Origin of the sequence: Citreicoccus inhibens (genome assembly GCF_019039035.1) — a bacterium.
Lineage (GTDB): Bacteria > Myxococcota > Myxococcia > Myxococcales > Myxococcaceae > Citreicoccus > Citreicoccus inhibens.
In genome coordinates this window covers 1-17,588 of sequence record NZ_JAHNZT010000046.1, presented here as the reverse complement: position 1 = coordinate 17,588, position 17,588 = coordinate 1, and the positions used below count along the sequence as shown (strand labels likewise).

Annotated in this window: 13 protein-coding genes; 7 read left to right on the top strand and 6 right to left on the bottom strand. The window is 67.7% G+C overall.

What is annotated here, in order from left to right; translation table 11 throughout:
- Positions 1 to 286 precede the first annotated feature (286 nt).
- The 3 genes from KRR26_RS32550 to KRR26_RS32540 all read left to right on the top strand — a co-directional run bounded on the left by KRR26_RS32550 (position 287) and on the right by KRR26_RS32540 (position 4,183).
- Entirely contained in the window at positions 287 to 1,750 is a 1,464-nt protein-coding gene (locus KRR26_RS32550; RefSeq protein ID WP_236069415.1) for an SH3 domain-containing protein, read from the top strand.
- Positions 1,751 to 2,016: 266 nt separating this feature from the next.
- A complete protein-coding gene (locus KRR26_RS32545) occupies positions 2,017 to 2,877 on the top strand; it encodes an AraC family transcriptional regulator (protein WP_328707246.1) in 861 nt (286 codons plus the stop codon).
- A gap of 235 nt (positions 2,878 to 3,112) precedes the next feature.
- Complete coding sequence (locus tag KRR26_RS32540) at positions 3,113 to 4,183, top strand: hypothetical protein (protein WP_328707245.1); 1,071 nt, start codon at positions 3,113 to 3,115, stop codon at positions 4,181 to 4,183.
- A 161-nt stretch (positions 4,184 to 4,344) separates the two neighbouring features.
- Here KRR26_RS32540 and KRR26_RS32535 read toward each other — a convergent pair whose 3' ends face one another.
- Positions 4,345 to 5,736, bottom strand: a complete 1,392-nt coding sequence (locus KRR26_RS32535) for a hypothetical protein (RefSeq protein ID WP_120211038.1) — start codon at positions 5,734 to 5,736, stop codon at positions 4,345 to 4,347.
- A 281-nt stretch (positions 5,737 to 6,017) separates the two neighbouring features.
- On the opposite strand from KRR26_RS32535, the gene KRR26_RS32530 reads away from it, so the two are divergent.
- The gene (locus KRR26_RS32530) at positions 6,018 to 6,224 is read left to right on the top strand and encodes a hypothetical protein (RefSeq protein WP_147423144.1); all 207 of its coding nucleotides are present in this window, start codon (positions 6,018 to 6,020) and stop codon (positions 6,222 to 6,224) included.
- Positions 6,225 to 6,393: 169 nt separating this feature from the next.
- On the opposite strand, the gene KRR26_RS32525 is transcribed toward KRR26_RS32530, so the two are convergent.
- From KRR26_RS32525 to KRR26_RS32505, 5 genes are all read right to left on the bottom strand, one after another.
- Entirely contained in the window at positions 6,394 to 9,453 is a 3,060-nt protein-coding gene (locus KRR26_RS32525) for a protein kinase domain-containing protein (RefSeq protein ID WP_217081721.1), read from the bottom strand.
- The gene (locus KRR26_RS32520) at positions 9,450 to 10,346 is read right to left on the bottom strand and encodes a transcriptional regulator (RefSeq protein ID WP_217081720.1); all 897 of its coding nucleotides are present in this window, start codon (positions 10,344 to 10,346) and stop codon (positions 9,450 to 9,452) included. Before KRR26_RS32520 ends, KRR26_RS32525 begins: the two co-directional genes overlap by 4 nt.
- A 223-nt stretch (positions 10,347 to 10,569) precedes the next feature.
- On the bottom strand, positions 10,570 to 11,148 hold the full coding sequence (locus tag KRR26_RS32515; RefSeq protein WP_120211210.1) for a hypothetical protein: 579 nt from the start codon (positions 11,146 to 11,148) through the stop codon (positions 10,570 to 10,572).
- Positions 11,149 to 11,261: 113 nt separating this feature from the next.
- Positions 11,262 to 11,492, bottom strand: coding sequence for a hypothetical protein (locus KRR26_RS32510; protein WP_217081719.1), 231 nt, complete (start codon positions 11,490 to 11,492; stop codon positions 11,262 to 11,264).
- A gap of 1,142 nt (positions 11,493 to 12,634) precedes the next feature.
- Positions 12,635 to 12,901: an SDR family oxidoreductase gene (locus tag KRR26_RS32505; RefSeq protein ID WP_217081718.1), complete on the bottom strand. Its 267-nt coding sequence runs from the start codon at positions 12,899 to 12,901 to the stop codon at positions 12,635 to 12,637.
- Between the two features lie 228 nt (positions 12,902 to 13,129).
- On the opposite strand from KRR26_RS32505, the gene KRR26_RS37725 reads away from it, so the two are divergent.
- The 3 genes from KRR26_RS37725 (at position 13,130) to KRR26_RS32490 (ending at position 17,205) form a co-directional block, all read left to right on the top strand.
- Positions 13,130 to 14,584, top strand: coding sequence for a pentapeptide repeat-containing protein (locus KRR26_RS37725; RefSeq protein WP_217081717.1), 1,455 nt, complete (start codon positions 13,130 to 13,132; stop codon positions 14,582 to 14,584).
- A gap of 341 nt (positions 14,585 to 14,925) precedes the next feature.
- Positions 14,926 to 16,233, top strand: coding sequence for an FAD-binding protein (locus KRR26_RS32495; protein WP_236069414.1), 1,308 nt, complete (start codon positions 14,926 to 14,928; stop codon positions 16,231 to 16,233).
- A 333-nt stretch (positions 16,234 to 16,566) separates the two neighbouring features.
- Positions 16,567 to 17,205 carry a glutathione S-transferase family protein gene (locus tag KRR26_RS32490; RefSeq protein ID WP_217081715.1) on the top strand — a complete coding sequence of 213 codons (639 nt, stop codon included), beginning with the start codon at positions 16,567 to 16,569 and terminating at the stop codon, positions 17,203 to 17,205.
- Positions 17,206 to 17,588: the final 383 nt, after the last annotated feature.

Below are 17,588 nucleotides of genomic sequence, written 5' to 3'. Positions count from 1 at the left end.
AGCCATGAAGGCGGACCGACCGGCCGAGGAGAGGCTGGAGCGACGACACCTCGAGCAGCGTGTCCCAGGGCTCCCATGACGTCGTCATCGGAATCCTCCACCGCGAACACGGCGACGCGGGCCAGCCCAGGGGGCCTCTCGGTGAAAACACCGCGCACAGGTGAAATAGATCGCGCTGAGCGCTCGTTGGATCCATGGGTGAGCAGCCGGCCACACGTGGCATGACCTGCTCGTCTCGGCACGCAAGTACGGCCGCCTGGAGCCGTCCCCTCACGGAGTTGAACGAATGAGCCGCCTGGACTCCCCGTCCGCCCAGACACCTGCGACGACGCGCCGAGTGGAAGCACGCACTTGGCGCATGCGGGCTCTCTCGCTCATGGTCGTGGGCACCACCGCCGGCCTCGCAGCCTGCGCCACGCCATCCGCGCTCGCCGTATCTCCAGCCGGGGTTCCCGCGTTCAGCGAAGACATGCTGTCGCCCGAGTTCTGGATCCGCCGCGCGCCATCTCCCGACAAGGTGCTGCTCGATGCCGACCAGGTGGCAACGCAGCGCATGCGCGCATTCGGTCCAGCGGGCGGCCTGGTCGACCTGAAGCGCATCCCAGCGACGCTGACGCGGACGCAGGTCGCCAATTGGATCCAAGAGGCGCAGCAGACTCCCATCCAGGCGGCCATCGACGAACAGGGGCAGCCGGTGACGGAGGCCATGCGCGCAGAGTTGCGCCAGAACGCAGCAACTGCGCACATCCCCGAAGCCACCACCGCGCGCTATGGCCTCAGCGTTCGGCGCACGCCTCTGCGGTCACTGCCGTCCACCCGGCGATTCTTCGCGGCGGAGAACCTGCGCGATTACGAAAGCCTGCAGGCCGGCGTCCTGTTCCCAGGCGAGCCGGTCGTCATCGCGCATCACAGCGCGGATCAGCAATGGCTGTTCGTCCTGACGACCCAGGGGCCCGCGTGGGTCCAGCGCGGAGATGTCGCGGAAGGCACGGCGGACACGGTGTTTTCGTATGTGACGAGAGCGCCCGGGCGTGTCGTCACGGGCGATCAGGTACGCACCGTCTTCACGCCAGAAGCCCCCGGAGTGTCCGAACTCGAACTCGACATGGGGGTCGCGCTGCCACGGGCCGATGTGCCCGCCGGAGACCCCATCAACGGCGCCAGCAGCTATGCATCGTGGCCAGTGCTGCTACCGGCGCGCGAGCAGGACGGGACACTGGTCTTCCAGAGCGCGCTGCTGCGTCGTACCGCCGATACCGCACCGGGCTATCTGCCGCTGACACGCGCCAACATCCTTCGACAGGCGTTCAAGTTCCTCGGCGAGCGCTACGGCTGGGGGCACCAGTTCAATGCGCGCGATTGCAGCGGCCTGACCAGCGACGTGTACCGGAGCATGGGGCTGTTCCTGCCGCCCAACTCCGGGCTGCAAGGAAAGAGCGAAGCGCTGAAGCACCGCCTCTTCACGGCTCAGGACTCGCACACCGAGCGGCTGCGCGCGCTCGCCCAAGCACAGGTGGGGGATCTCATCGTCGTTCCCGGGCACGTGTTGATGATCATCGGGCACGTGGAGGGCGAGCCCTACGTCATCCAAGATGTCCCGTACGCCGTGTTCAAGGATCCGGCCACGCAACAGCTTCGGAAGACGAAGCTGAACCAGGTGTCGGTCACTCCGCTGCTGCCGCTGCATGCCGACGACACGACGCTGTACGTAGACGCGATGACCAGCCTCGTGCACGTCACACAACCCTAGGACCGAGCGCCGAGCGGGGCGACTCCATCACCACGGCCCACGCGGACATCCTCACGCGGGAAGACACCATCGCGACACACCGCTCCGCAAGCACCCGCGGCGCTGCCAGGAAGGCCCGGGGCAGTGGCTCCCCGGGCCTCGGTCGCTGCGTCAGGGAGCGCCCAGGCTCGGCTCGCCCAAGTGGCACTGCGCCCCCCCCCACGGCGCCACGCCAGGGTCGAGCCCAATGGCCCTGGCGCCTGGAGATTGCAATCGATTCGCGGGCCGTGCATTGGGACTTCGTGTCCTCCGCACCTGTCCTTGGATTTGGTCGCTATCTCGGCACACCGCTCCAGCGCCTGGAGGTGGCGGGGCTCGTCCTGACGGAGAGCACCTATGCTCCCGGCATCGTCCTCGCCCGGCACCGACACCGGCACGCGGGCTTCCGGCTCACGCTGGAAGGCAGCTTCACCGACGTGATGGAAGGACGTGCCCGGGAATGTCCTCCCAGGTCGGTCGCCTTCCAGGCCCCCGAGGTCGCCCACGAGCAGCGCATCGCCGGACAGCGCACACGCACCTTCAACATCGACTTCTCCGAGTCGTTCTGGCGGTCGCGCGCCCCCCTCGTCTCCCAGCTGAACAGCCGGATGGAGCTGACCTCCGCGCGGATGTCCACGCTGAGCGCGGGCCTCTATCAGGAGTTCCACCGTGGAGATGACGTGGCGACGCTCGCCATCGAAGGGCTCGCGCTGGAGCTGCTGGCCGAGGCCGTCCGCGCCACGAAGCCCCAGAAGGCGTCGGCCCCTCCCGCGTGGCTCGCGCGGGTGCGCGACCAACTCGATGCGAGCCGAGGGCCGCCGCCCACTCTCGCTCAACTGGCTCGGGAGGCAGGGGTGAGCCCCACGCAGTTGGGCCGCGGCTTCCGCCAGTTCTTCCAGTGCACTCCCGCCGACCACCTGCGCCGCACTCGACTGGAGCGCGCCAGCCGGGCCCTGCGGGAGACGGGGCACGCCCTCAGCGACATCGCGTTGGAGGCGGGCTATTGCGACCAGAGTCACATGACGCGCGAATTCAACCGGCGACTCCACCTGACCCCCGCCGAGTACCGGCGACGGCTCACGGGCTGCGCGTTTCGTCCAACGGGGTGATTTTCGTCCAAGACATTCCCGCTCGACGGGGTTCAGCTTCGACGCCATGACTCCGGCCCCGCTCGACTTCCCCGTCCCCGCTCGCTCCCGGCCCTCCGACTCCCGCCGGGGAATACCCACCCGGGTCCTCCTCGCCACGCTGTGGCTGGTGTCATCCGGTTGCGCAGCGCACCAGGAGGTCCCCACGCCCCCCGCGCCGGCCCTCACTCGGGTGGAGGCGGGGCGCACGCACTGGGTGTTACGTCCCTCCGAGGCGTATGACGCCCTCTGCCTGCTCAACCTCCTGCGTGGCGACGCGTTCTACACGCAGTTCTATCCCGCGGAGTTCCAGCGCTTCTCCGCCCTGCTCGAGCCCAGGGAGAAGGCCGCGCTCGAACACCTCACCGAGCGGATGGGAAAGCAGGCCGGGACGATGGTGGGTCCCCACCTGACGCTCGTCTTCTCCGTCACAGGCGCCGCCACCGTGGACGGACTGGCCAGGACGGTGGCTGACGACGCCGCCTGGAAGGCGATGCGCCAGGACTTCAAGGCGACGAGCTACGGCGAGGACTCCGACTTCTCCGAGATGGAGGATGTGCGTCAGGACCTGGGTGTGCTGTTCGCGTTCCTCCAACGCATCGACTTCTCTCGCATCTGGCGCGCGGAGTACCTGCCCCAGGTCGAGCAGGCCATCGCGCAGCTCGGCGCCCAGGTGGCGGCCCATGATGTGGTGGGCTGGGACGAGGACGTCCTCGGTCGGGCGCTCCACGTGGAGGAGCTGAACGCCCACGTCCTGAAGTTCGCCAAACCCCACGGCATCCGGGTGACGGGCTGGAACTTCCTCACCGACCTCACCTACCCGTTGAGCGTCACGGTGAAGACCGCATTGCACGAGCTGCTCCACCCTCCGTTCAAGCGCGAGGGCGCCATCGACGCGCGGCTGACGGCCTTGGAGGCAGACCCCTACTTCCAGCGGCTGGTCCGCGAGCATGACCCGGCGTTCGGCTACACCACCGCCCAGGGCCTGACGGAGGAGGACTGCGCCGAGGCCATCGACGTCTTCGTCAGCGAGCGACAGGGCCTGCTCCGCGCGAGGGATGGCAAGCCGCTCACGGGCGCGGCCTTCTTCCGCGACCACGACGATGGAATGCACGTGCTGGCCTACCTGCTCTACGAGGAGCTGCGTCGCGCGGACTTCTCCCAGGGGACGAAGTACGAGGACTTCATCCTGAAGTTGTTCGACACGGGCGTGCTCGTGCCCGGGAAGCTGGAGCAGCGATTCCACTCCTACACCGGCCACTATCCTGTGAAGGCCTTGAAGGAATAGGCCCTCGGAAGCGCGCCGCGACGAGGCAGGCGCCTCGCCGTGTCCGAGGCCATGACCAATCACCTGGAGAGGGGCGCGCCCGCGGGGGGGCCCCATTGAGCAGGCGTCGCCGCTTGGAGATGCCAGCCTCGACACCGAGGCTGGCCTCCGCGGGCGACAACCTACTGGAAGCTCACCTTGCCGCCCCGCTGATAGCAGACGTGCGGCGTGCCATCCGTGGGACGGATCGCCACACTCGGGCGCATGGCGGCATCCACGGTCCCCAGCTGGGTGTACGTCCAAAGCCCCTGCGCGTCCGGCGTGCTGAGTTCCATGGCCGTCCCGTTGCGGAGGACGGCGACAGGCCGGCCCCCGCCGTACGCCAGATCCGAGGCGTCGAACTTGTAGTCGACCGGGGAGGAGCTCACGGTGCTGGCCGACAGCGGCGTCCCCACCGTGATGTCATCGATTGCGGACCAGCCCCCTTCTGGGATTCCGTTTGCAAGCGCGAGGAGGTGCTGGCCCTGCCCCCAGACCATCGCGAGCCAAGGCGACACGGTGCCGGTCTCCTCCACCCGGAAGTTGTCGATGACCGAGCCCCGGATGACTCGCAGGTAGTTGACGGCAGGGGTGTTGGCCTGATTCGTCATGACATACAGCGCCCCGCTCGCATCGAAGACGGGCTCACCCGTGAGGTGGGAGGTGCTGAGGGCCGGCACCGCGATGGACCAGGTATTGGCCGCCGTCCGAGTCGCGATCCGGATGGTGCCCACGTAGTTGTTGGCGAAGACGAGGACGGGCTGCTTTCCCTGCGCGGGGTTGAGCGCGATGCCAAGCTTGGTCGTCGCATCAGAGTCCAGGTTCTCGCGAACCCATGCCCCATTCACGCGGGTGGCATATCCGACGCGCAGCGTGGCGGTGGAGAGGACACCCGCCCCCTTGAGATAACCCACGTGCGGCGTGCCAGTCGCCGCGTCGAGCGTCAGCACGGGCTTCGTGATGAAGGTGCCACCGGTGTTGAAGCCGGGACCATCAATCTGCTCCGTCTTCCATGTCGTGCCGTCCCAAATCCCATACCACAGGCTGTTATGGGTATCGTTCGTATAGACAACATGCCCCTGTCCCGCGTCGTCAAACGCGAGTTCGCAATGACCTCCCGTGACGTCTGGCCCCGTGTCGATCGCCGCGCTGGCCGCGAGCGGAGCGGCCACCACGCTGAAGTGGAACGAACCCTCCGCCGTCTTCCCAGACTCCGTCTCGACGGTGACAGACAACGAAGCGGTCCCCTCCGAGGGCAACCGCCAGGTGACGTGCTCCGCGTCAGGCTCGAGCGCACCGGCGGTGGCACTCCAGCGCACCGCCTTGAACGCTTCTCCCGAGGCGACAACCCGGAAGCGCTCCGCCGTACTCGCGACGTAGGGGCCCGCGCCCCCTTCTCGCTCCATCAGCAGCACCAGGTCGCCGGGCCCGTGAGAGGCAATGACCTCGACAGGCCTGGGCTCGCGATCGCAAGCAGAGGCCAGCGCCAATCCGCTCAACATCAGCATCCAGGAGAACCCACTCTTCTTCCGCATCGCTCGAGCACCTTGTTGATGGACCGGCAGGCCCAGTCACGCCGGCCCTGGAGAGGATTTCACTAGGCCCCTCCCTCAACGCTTGATTCACCTCGAAGTTTTAGATTCATCGACTTCCAAGCTAAAAGACACATGCCGCGAGTGCCCGGCGCGAGGGCTGCGCCACCAGCCCACACCAACCTCTGAACTCGGATCCTTGCGGACTCCCAGGAGACGTCTTGACTCGACCGATGGTGGTAGCGATTGGCGTTGCTGTCCTCCTTGCTGGAGCGGCAGCGGCCGTGGTGGTGCTCCGAAACGACCCGGTGGATGGGCAGATCATCCCAACAGATCCAAGCGATGACTTTGCCACGGACCTGAAGCAACGCCCGAGGTGCTGGGTGAAGATTCAGTCATCGGAACCAGGGAAGTGCCCGCCCAACGTCGCTCGCATCTACAAAGGGGAGTGCTACGTCGCGAACTGGGATGAATGCGCGAAGTACTACTGAGGCGTGGGTCCCAGGTGCTGGGGCCGGAGGACTCGCCAGCGCACACGGAGCCAGGTTTCCCTCCCGGTCCAAACCTCGCCCCTGCCCAATGCCGACCAACGCCTCACGGTGCGCGACCAAGACCGCCTGCGAAGCGAGCACAACTCGGGCCGGGACGCGCCGGTCTGGGTTACCCACCGGGGCAGTGCGCCAACTCGGCCCGGGCCTCTCGCGTCTCCTGGGCATAGGCCACACGCCAGACGGAGAGTTCCTCCCAGGCTCGCTGTGCCTCCGCACACGCCGCCTTCTCGGCCCCCGTCTGGCGAAGCGCCTGCGCCAACCGACGACGCACCCTAGGCACACGCGCGGAGACCACCTGCCTGCTCGTGAGCGACTCCAGCGCGGTCCGCAGGGGGGGCAGGGCCTCGGCGGGCTGGCCTCGTGCGAGTTGGACATCCCCGAGGACGAGCAACGCCTCGATGCGCTCGGACGACAGGAGCCCCAGGTCCTTCTCCATCCTCACGAGCGACTCCTCCACACGGCGCTGCGCCTCGTCCACCCGCCCCAGGAACAGGAGCGCATCCGCGAGGGCGCGCAGCCCCGCGCCGTCTACCTCGCCCTTGGCAACCCACGGCTCCTGGAGCGCGACACCTCGGACATGAAAGCCGCGCGCCTCGTCCGGCCGCCCCATCAGGCGCAGCAGCCGCCCCACCTCGTGGGCGTCCAGGGCCACCTCCGGGTGCGCGGCGCCGTAGGCGCGCTCGCGATGCGCCAACACCTCTCGCGCGTGCGCCAGCTCCAGCCGCCGCTCGCCCTGCTCTCCCAGGACGCCCAGCCGGTTCGACGCCATCCCCATCAACACCGGGCTGTCAGCCGCCACGCACTTGCGCACCACGGCCCAGCTCTGCTCCGCGGCCTCTCGCGCCTGGGCGCCGTGCCCCCACTCGAAATAGACCAGGGCCAGATTGGACAGCGTCCGGGCCACCGACAGGTTCTCCTCACCCAGCGTCTGGCGAAGGATTCCAAGCGCCCGCTGGAGCATGGACTCAGCGCGCTCCAGTTCGCCCAGGAGCGCCAGCGTCCCTCCCAGGTTGAGCAAGGCCCGTCCCGTGTCCCGGTGCGCCGGGCCGTAGTGCTTCTCGTGGAGGCGCAGGGACTCCTCCTGCCAGCGCTTCGCCTCCAGCAGCCGCCCCTGACGCCGGACCAACAGGCCCAGCCGGCCACTCAGCTCCGCGTGAGCGTCCGTCTGTCCCCGCGCGCTGACGGCCTCCACCGAAGCCCGCAGCAGCGGCTCCGCCTCCTCGTAGCGGCCCTCTTGCTCCAGGAGCTCCGCCTGCACGTTGTCCAACAGCGTGTCCAGCTCCGCGTCCCGAAGCGTCTCCGCCACCGCACGCGCCCGATTCAGGACGGGCCAGGCCTCTTGAGGCCGCCCCAGGTCGGACCCAAGCACCCAGGCCTGGGCCCGCAACACCCGCCCGAGCACTCCCAGATGCCTCCCGGCCTCGGCCGCCAACGCGCCTTGCGCCAACGAGTCGCGCGCGGCCTCGAACGCGCCCGAGTCCTCCTGCAAGAACGCACAGAGCTGATGCGCCTCCGCCTCCAAGGGGCGATGCCGGGTGGCGAGCGCGCGCGCGCGGGCCGGGAGCACGATTCGCAGGGCCTCCGGAGTATGGCCCGCGAGCATCTCCGCGTGCGCCCGCGCCAGCTCCACGCGCACGGCGTCCACCTCCGCGCGGACCCTCGGGTCGTCCGGGGGCGACACCGCCTCCTGCAAGGTCCGCACGTCCGCGCACGGCTCCACGCCACCGAGCGAGTGCCCCAACCCGAAGCCCCGCTCCACCGTCCGAGCGTCCGCGCCCTGGAGCGCCACGGTGAGCCGGGACAGTTCGCCCAGGCGCCGGTCCAGGCACGTCATCCGAAGCCCCGACACGGCCTCCGACTGCTCCCCAAAGACATGCGCCGCTTCACAGGCGGATTGATGCGCGTGAGCCCAGTCTCGGGTCCACTGGTCCAGCGAGGAGGCCACGGCCTGAAAGGACGCCTCTGCGTCGGGCGCCTGAGTGGCGAGGAAGGCCTGGTGCGTGGACTCGCGCACGGCGGCATCCCAGATCCCCGCGAGGTGTCGCGCACTGCCCTGACAGGTCTCGCTCGGCGTCGCCGCGGTCGGCCCCAGCACGAGGAACCCCAGCCCCACCAGCCCGCCCGCAACCACCGCCGTGACAGCGCTGCGCCTCCGAGCCCCCGCGTCCCGCGAGAGCTGGACTCGCAGAGCCGCCATCGACGCGAAGCGCCGGGCGGGGTCCACGCTCAGTCCCCGGCGCACCAGCGCCTTGAGCCAACCCGGCACGCCCGGCGACTCGGGCCGCACCGCCTGCCGCTCCATCGACGACAAGAGTTCGTCGCGCGTCGCGCCCTCGAAGGGACGCTGCCCGTTGAGCGCCTCATAGAGTGCCACGCAGAAGGCGAACTGGTCCGAGCGCGCATCACCGCGCTCGCCTCGCAGTTGCTCCGGTGCGCCGTATGCCGGTGTCCCCAGCACCGCCCCCGTCAACGTGAGGGTGTCTCGGCTCGGGGGTACGCCCCCGGACCTCGCCGCGCCCTGCACCGCGGTCGCGTTGGCGAGGCCGAAGTCCGTGATGCGCACCTGCCCGTCCCGCGTGAGCAGCACATTGTCCGGCTTGAAGTCCCGGTGGACGATGCCCAACGCGTGCATCGCCGCCAGCCCCTCCGCCGCCTGGATGAAGCGCGCGAGCAGCTCCCTGCGTGCGCGTGGCTTCTCCTGCAGCCACCGCCGCAGCGTGCCGCCCTCCACCAACTCCATCACCAAGAAGAGCTGTCCCTCGTACTCCCCCACATCGTGGAGCTGCGCCACGTGCGGATGCGACAGGCGCGCCATCGTCCGGGCCTCGCGCTCCAGCCGCTGCCGAGCCTCGGTCAGCGAGTCCTCTCGCAGCCGCCCCAGGTTCAGCAGCTTCAGCGCCACCTTCCGGTCCAGCTCCGGATCATACGCGGCATGGACCCGGCCCATGCCCCCCTCCCCCAGCAACCCCAGCACCACGTAGCGTCCTACCCGACTGCCCGTGACGAGCTGTCCCGCGTCGGGCAGAGGCACCTCCATCGCGCTCAGCGCCGCAAGCACGCTCCGGCATTCGGAGCAACCCGCCACGTGCACGCGCACCTCGCGAGCCCCATCCGCGCCCAGCAGCCCATTCACATACCGCGCGAGCGTGTTCTCCTCGGGACAGCTCACTCACGCCCTCCCAGCAGCCCTGACAAGCTCAAGTCCAGCCGGCCATGAAGCGTGCGCACCAGGCTCTCCAGCTCCGCCTCACGCAAGGCCAGCCGCTCCGACAGCAAGCGCCGCGTCCGCTTCTCCAACGTCTCCTGGACGCCGCTCAAGCGACGAGAGAGCGTCGACTTGTGCAGGTCATACAGCGCCCCCATCTTCTCCAATGACAGCCGCTCCACGAAGTGCAGGCGCAACAGCTCCCGGTCCTCGTCATCCAGCGAAGCCACTGCATTCACGAAGGCCGCCCGCACATGCGCCCTCGCGTCCTCGCGGATGACGCTCAGCTCCAGCCCCCCCGGTGCAGGGCACGCGGCCAGCACCTCGGCATCCACCTGCGATGCGGCCCCCTGGGCCTTCCTCAGCCGTAGCGCCAGCCGCACGCCCACCATGTTCACCCACTGCACCAGCGAGCCCACGCCCGCGTACCCCAGCAACCGAAGTGGCTCCTCCGCGCGCGGCATCAGCAGGTTGGCGCGAAGCGTCTGCAGCACCTCGTCCGCGAAGGCGGGTGACGGGTGGATTCGCGACAGCGGCACCCGCATGCGCTGGAGGACCTCCACCTCGAACCGCGCGTCGGCGCCGGGCAGTCGCGTCGCACACGCGAGCGCCAGCGCCAGGTCCCTGGCATGCAGCCGCTCCAGCGCGAGCGCCGGGTCCTCCGCCTTCACCAGTTGCGCGCCCAGGTGTCGCGCGAAGTCGAGGGGCGCCGGCGCGACACCGCGGAGCGACGCGGCCGCCTCCAGCGCGCGAGACACCGCTTCACGGCCGCCTGGCGCCACCCGAAGACGGGTGGCCAGTGGCTCTCCCATCGCTTCCAACATGGCCTCGAGGGCCTCGGAGACACCCGAGCGCATCCCTGTCCCTCCCTGCATCACGCCCGCGGGGTGACGGAACAGCAGCGCTCCGAATCCACGAACTCGACACCCGAGTCTGCCATGAGAGGCCGGAGCGAGCGCCACACCCTCCCGCTCACGGCAGGTGCTCAAGGCAGACATTCGGACAGGGAGTATGAGTCCCGAGCAGGAATTCCTCGGAGGACGCTCGTCACCAGCCGCCCTGCCCTCGCACGACGACAGCTCAGGAACAGCCAGGCTGCCCGACGAGGGTCTTGTTCGTCGTCGTGATGCAGGCGCAGTTGCTCGCCTTGCAGTTGAACGAGGCGTCCTCCTCACAGAGCGAGCGAACCTTGCGCCAGCCCACCACGGGCATGTTGGAGCGATCCAGCTCTCGCGTGTAGAGTTCCTCCCCCTTGACGGCGAAGGCATAGGTGAACGTCGTCGTCATCGGCTCATCGTAGGAGTCGTTGCAGCTGCCGCTCACGGAGACGATGAGCTTTTCGCCCTCCGTCTTCCAGGTGCCCACGAAGTTGCTCCAGTTCCCCGCGATGAGGAGGATGGACTTCCCCTGGATGAGCATGGCCTCCCGGAAGCCATAGCCCTTCTCCGTGCGGTAGAGGCCATCGGTCAGCGTGCCACCCGCAAGGGGAGGCGCATCCGTCACGACCTGGTGGTCGGACTCCCACGTCGTGCACCAGCCCACGGAAGAACACTGGAGCGCCGTGTCCGACGTTCCTCCGCCTCCCTCCCCCGCGTCGGAGTTGCCACAACCCACCACCAGCACGGAGAGAAGCCCCAGGAAACATGTCGCTGTCTTCATATCGTCCTCACGAAAATCCACAGGAAAACCCGGCCCTATGGAGAGGAGACACGTGGAGCGGCGGTGTTGCAGAGAATCGACCGCGACCTCGGGCGCTGCGAACCGAAACGGTCCTATTTCGGCCGCTCGCGGTCGTGCTGCAACGCCTTGCGCAGCCTGGATATCTCCTTGAGCAGGGGCGTCACGTCCTCCGTGGTGTGGCTCCAAATGTCGAGCGGACTCCTCCACATCTCCAGCACAGCCTGCCGCACGTCGGGAGGAAGGGCTCGCCAGCACTCGATACGGGAGGCCGAGGTCCATCGCGTGGAGGTCTCGGCCAGTCTCTTGTCATCCAACGGCTTCACGGGTCCCCCTGCTCAGTGAAGGGCTCACGATACGCCGCGCCGCGCCCTCCCGGAGATGAAGACGCGGCCTTTGGCGCCCCAGAACTTCACGTGGTACTGCGCGGCACCGGACGGAGCCAACGCGCTCGTGACCGACGGCAAGATGCGCATGCTCCCCGCGGCGCGCAAAAATTGAAGAGCTTCCGCGCCCTATTCCCCCCAGAGGACTTCGGCGCGAGGACGGGGCGCCAACCTCGGTCGCACTCCATGGCGACCATGAAAGCCTGCCCCCTCCCACGCCCCCGGAACACCGCCACGCGGGAGCGTCCATCGCACCTCACTGGCCGCAGCGGCCCGAGGCCCCATGGGGAACGGGAGCGACCTGAAACCGAGGCGCAATCACGCATTCGCGTCACCTCGCCGCCTCGCGCTCGCACCTGAAGTCGAGCGGCTGAGGAAAGCAGGCCAAGCCGGCGCGCACACGTGTGCCATTGCGCGGGGCGGGAATCTCGCGGTTTCTCGACACCACGCCTCGCTCCCCCAACGCCCTTCCCTCCGAGCTGAGGCTGCGGGTGCCTCTCGCTCGAGCATTCCCGCTGCGAAATCCCCAGGACGCGCTCGGGGAGCAAGGCCCCGGACCGAGGCGACTCGACCCGGAGTGACGACTCGGCCCCGCGATCCGCTGACGTGAGGCAGAACCAGGGCATCATCCACGACGACCTCCGCCCCGGCATGAAGACAAAGGAGGAGCCAAACAGCGCCGCCTTCACGATGCCCCCGACATGCCCCAAGTGGCCCCCAAATCATGGCACGCGCCGTCAGCCTTCATGTGACGAGGACCTTCGAGCCATTCGTCACCAAGAGCCTGGCGACCCAACCAGCCCGCGGCCCATTGTGCCGCCCGCGATAACGGCGACCGCGCTCTCGAACGGCCTCACGGAGCCACCGCCCCACCGAAGTCGCAGGCAGGGTCTTCCGCCCACTCACGGCACGTGCGCGCCGGCGTGCCCCACACCTCTCAAACGGTGTGGGTGGTGACTTCGGGCTCGGTGCCCCTCCGAGCTCAGCCCGACAGGGCGGTCGCGACGAATCGTTCGCTTCCCCTCGCGGCAAGCAATTGCTTGCGCGCCTCCTCAAGGGGAGAACTCCCCGTAGCGGAGGGGTTACCGCAAGGCCTCGCCAATCAATCGGACCTGTTCGAACTGGGTCAACGTCTCGGGGCCCGAGAGGACGTGCTTCGCGCCTTCATGTCCGGCCTCGACGAGGACGCGCGCGGTCACCGCCACGATGTCCCGCTCGTGAATGAGAGACCTCGCCGCGAGCCAGTAAGGACACTGCACCATGCCGCGTTCACGAATCAGCGAGGCCCACATCAAGGCATTCGTCGTGAAGCCGGTCGGCCGCAAGAAGGTCGAGGCAAACCCGTGCATTTCGAACTCGCGCTCCACCTGCGTGTGGAACAGGACCGGCGGATTGGAGCGGTCATCCGCGACGCTGGCGGCGGAGAGATAGACAATCCACCGGGCTGAGCGCCGCGGAGTCTACGGCCCCACTCATCCCTGTTGAGTTGCGAACACCGAACCACAGCGTTTCCGCTGAAGCGAGCTGGCAAGAATCGCATAGAGTCCAGCCCCAGAGGACTTCCAGGAGAGTGACCTGTGTCGTCAGATTGCTACTACGTTCGTGTGGGGAAGCTCGCAGGGCGCACCGTCACGCTGCACTGCCTGACAGGCTTCGCGGGGGGAATGAAGGATTACGCGGACACACGCTCCTTCGCCTTGTTACTGCTCATTGATGCCCGCGCGCGCGCAGGCGACACTCCAGCGCTGACGAAGGGGTCTCCGAAAGCAGTCGCGAAGACACGCCTGGCGCTGGCAAAGAAGGTCGCCAAAGCCCGCTCGTCGCTCATCGACGAGGTCGGAGGACCCGACTACGATGAACATTGGCACGCCGAGAACACGCCGACGTACATCCAGCGGGTTCGGCTCCTCAAGCGGCACAACGCCCTCCCCGAGAGAAAGCTCGAGAAGCTCCGCGCGGAGCTCTCCCCGCTCGAGGACAAGGGCACCGGGGCATTCCTCGATGCCGCCTGGAAAAGCCTGCACAGCTTCGACCTCCTGGTCGAGGTGACAGACGCGAAGTATCTGGAGCACCTGGAGGAGGGGCACCTCTTCTCGACGACCGCGTTCGACGTGTGGAACGAGTCGAGGCCACTTCCGCCCAAGCCGAATCAGGAGCCCGTCGAGCAGAAGCCCAAGGCCGGCCGTCAGGGCAATCATGCCGGCCAGGTCCTGGACAGCTCCTTCTGGCCGTCGTTCTCCGTCAGCAGGACGGACATGAGCGGGTCCAACTTCCAGAAGGCCGACCTCACCACCATCGTGTACCAGAGCGGCATCAAGGCCGTGAAGTGCGATTTCACCCAAGCCAAGGTGACGCAGAAGTCGTCATGGGCACTCGCCACGCGAATCAATGGCTGGAACCTCAAGGGCTCCATCTTCCGGAAAGCCTCTCTCCAACATGCCCAGTTCGTCGACTGCGACCTGAGCCGCTGTGACTTCACCGATGCCGACCTCCGTCACGCGAGGTTCGTGTCGTGCAACCTCCTGGGCGCAATCTTCAAGGGAGCCAATCTGGAGCACGCGTTGATTCCACCGGAACTCGCGAAGAAGGCGAACCTCGAAGGCGCGAAGAATCATTCACCCGCGCCAGGAGGCACCCCCGGGGCGAAGTGCAAGGCGTTGGATCGCTTGATGACCCAGGCGAAAGTCATCGAGTTCGACGTCGACTACGCCGCACCGGATGCCCATGGCAATCACATGCGGGTTTCGCTCGGCCAGTTTGCCTTCAGTCGGAGCCGGCCGTACGTCTATCGCCTCTCGCTCCTCGTGAAGAACAACGACCGCGAGTCGACGTTCACGAGTTGCTACAGCGCCGATGTCGATGCGGGGAAGTTCGGCTCCCATCTGCGTCGGGTATCGGATGACTTCCTGGCCCCACCCAGTCGGAAGCTCGACCTGGCGACGCTAAAGGTCCGGAGCAAGGGGGCCCCCCTGGAGACTCCGGCGTTGAAGGAGGCCGTCCGCGCGGCGCTGGCTGAAGTCTTCGTCAACTGACGAGGGCTCCGAGGCACGCAGTCCCGTCAGCAAGCGGCTCGTACCGGCATGTCGGTACGGGCCGCTTGTCGTTTCGCAGCCATGGCGCCGTAATTCCGCTCCATCCCTACAAGAACCCCCGACCTCTGGAGCCAGGGGGAGAGAACAATTGTCGGGGGCCCGCCTCAGAATAGGGGGCGCGGCCGAAGAAGGAGGAGTGAATGTCGAGTCGAACCGTCTCCAGGCGAGCGTTGCTCCAAGGTGCGTTGGTGACTGTCGCGTTCAATCCCATGACCCGGAGCTGGGCCTCCACGATGGAGACTGGCGCGGTCCCTCTGCCGAGACTCGATGGCGAGTTGCGGATGGACACGGAATCGAGGGCCGCGGCCACCGAGGACTTCGGACACATCCGCCACCGCATGCCCTGGGCGGTTCTCATTCCCGGCTCGGTGCAGGACATCGTGGCCATGGTCCGCTTCGCTCGGCACCAGGGACTGAAGATTGCCGGGGCGCGGGGCCTCGGAGAGAGCCACAGCACCTTCGGCCAATCCCAGGTGGAGGCAGGCATCGTCATCGACATGTCCGCGCTGTCGAGCATCCACGAGATTGGCGAAGACAGCGCTTGGGTGGATGCAGGCGTCCGCTGGCACGAACTGCTTCAGGCCACGACTCCCCGAGGCAGGAGTCCGCCAGTGCTGACCGACTACATCGAGCTGAGCATCGGTGGGACCCTGTCGGCGGGGGGCATCGGCGGGCAGGCCTTTCGCTGGGGACTCCAGGTGGACAACGTCATGGAGATGGACGTCGTCACGGGGCAAGGTGAGCTCGTGCGGTGCTCGCGCACACATGAGCGCCCCCTGTTCGACGCCGTGCGCTCGGGCCTGGGCCAGTTTGGAATCATCGTGCGAGCCAGGGTGAGGCTCGTTGAGGTGCCGCCCCGCGCACGGACGTACACCGCGCGCTACAACGACCTCCACCGCTTCATGGAGGACCAGCGGAGGCTCATCGAGGACGGTCGTTTCGACTACGTCGAGGGCTCCGCCGTCGCCTCCAATGGGGGCTGGGCGTATCAACTCGAGGTGGTGAAGTACTTCGCCCCAGGTGCGGAGCCCCACGATGCGAGACTCCTCACAGGTCTGGGCTTCGAGCCGGCAACGCTCCAGGTGAGTGACGGCAGCTACTTCGACTTCGCCAACCGCCTCGCTCCGCTGATCGAGTTCCTCAAACAACTCGGGGTCTGGGGCTTTCCCCATCCGTGGCTGGACATGTTCGTCCCCGCCCGGGCCGCCGAGTCCTTCGTCCAGGAGGTTCTCTCTCAGACCACCGAGGCCGACATGGGCCAAGGCCCCATCCTCCTCTACCCCTTCCGCGCCTCGGAGCTGACCACGCCCTTCCTACGCACCCCCGACGACCGCCACATCTTCCTCTTCTCGATGCTTCGCACCGCCATCCCACCGACGCCAGAGAACGTCGCAGCCCTCGTGCAGAAGAACCGAGCCATCTTCGACCGGCTCACGGCCTGTGGAGGGAAGATCTATCCCGTAGATGCCGTACCGTTCACCGCAGCAGACTGGCGCCGCCACTTCCACCCCGACTGGGAGCGGTTCGAGCACGCCAAGCGGCGCCACGACCCGGACCACATCCTCACGCCGGGACAGGGCATCTTCTGATCGACCGGCGAAGAGAGGCCCCATCGAGTTCGCGGCCTCTTGGCTCGGCTTGCCACGGAGTCCGCCACTGGCGCCCACGCGGGCACAACGGCGAGCGCGCACGCGCAGCATGACCGAGCCGAAGCGGAGCACAACAGGTCGTGGACATCGCCCCTCCCCCAGCGGCACGAAGCGCGCCCCACGGCGCCAAGCACGATTCCCAGATGCGGACCACTGGAGGCAGCGGTCACCAGCCCCAGAACATAGCTGACATACAGCTGACACCCAGAGAGCGCAGGGTAGGTCTCACGATGCCGGCGTCGAAAGAGGCCCGGCCGCTGACGGAGATCCGCCATGAAGCTCTACGGAAATACCTACAGCACCTGCACCCTGAAGGTCCTGCTCGCGCTGGCAGAGAAGGGCCACACCGCCGAGCTTGTCCTCGTGGACCTGGCCCAAGGTGAGCAGCGCACGCCGCAGCACCGAGAACGGCACCCCTTCGCGAAGATCCCCGTCCTCTTCGACGGGGACTTCCGCCTCTATGAGTCCGGCGCCATCGTCCGCTACATCGACAGTCTCCCCTCCTCCGCGCCCAGCCTCATGCCCTCGGAGGCCAAGACCCGTGCGGTGATGGACCAGTGGGTGAGCGTGGAGCCGTCGTACCTCCAGCCGCCCGTCTTCGAGATTCGCAAGCAGCTGTTCCTCAATCCCAGGTTCGGAGGGAAGACCGACCCAGCCGAGGTCGAGAGGGCTCGAGAGCTCGTCGCCAGCGTCCTGGATGTGCTCGACCGTACGCTGGAGAGCCGCCCCTATCTCGCCGGAAGCGAGTACTCGCTGGCGGACCTGGTCTACGTCCCCACGTTCCAGTTCCTCTTCACCGCGAAGCAGGACGACCTCGTCCTGACGCGCCGCCATCTGGCCGCATGGTGGGAGCGCATCAGCACCCGTCCCGCCTGGAAACAGACCCTCGTGGGCTCCCCAGCTTCGCGCTGAGCCCCGCCAAAGCAGGAGCCGACATCAAGAGTGTGAAGGTGACAGGTATCCGCCCCGCGTTCGCGCCTGAGCGGGGGCCCTGAGTCCCAGCCCGCGCCCAGCGAACGAGGGACCGGCCACGGACGGGGGCACTCGCCGGGCCAGCAGGCCCGCCAGGTCCTACCGCGAGCAAGGAGCGCGGCTCACACGCCCCAGACGCGAAGCGCAGGAGGCACGGGCAGCAAGGCCCAGCGCTGGGCGGCACGGCGCCACAGGCCAGTCGCGCGCGTGAGGCGCAGAAAAAGGAAAAGCCCCCGGCGCCATGAAGGCGACGAGGGCTTCTCAAAAAGAATCCGGCAGCGACCTACTCTCCCACGCGGTTTCCCGCGGAGTACCATCGGCTC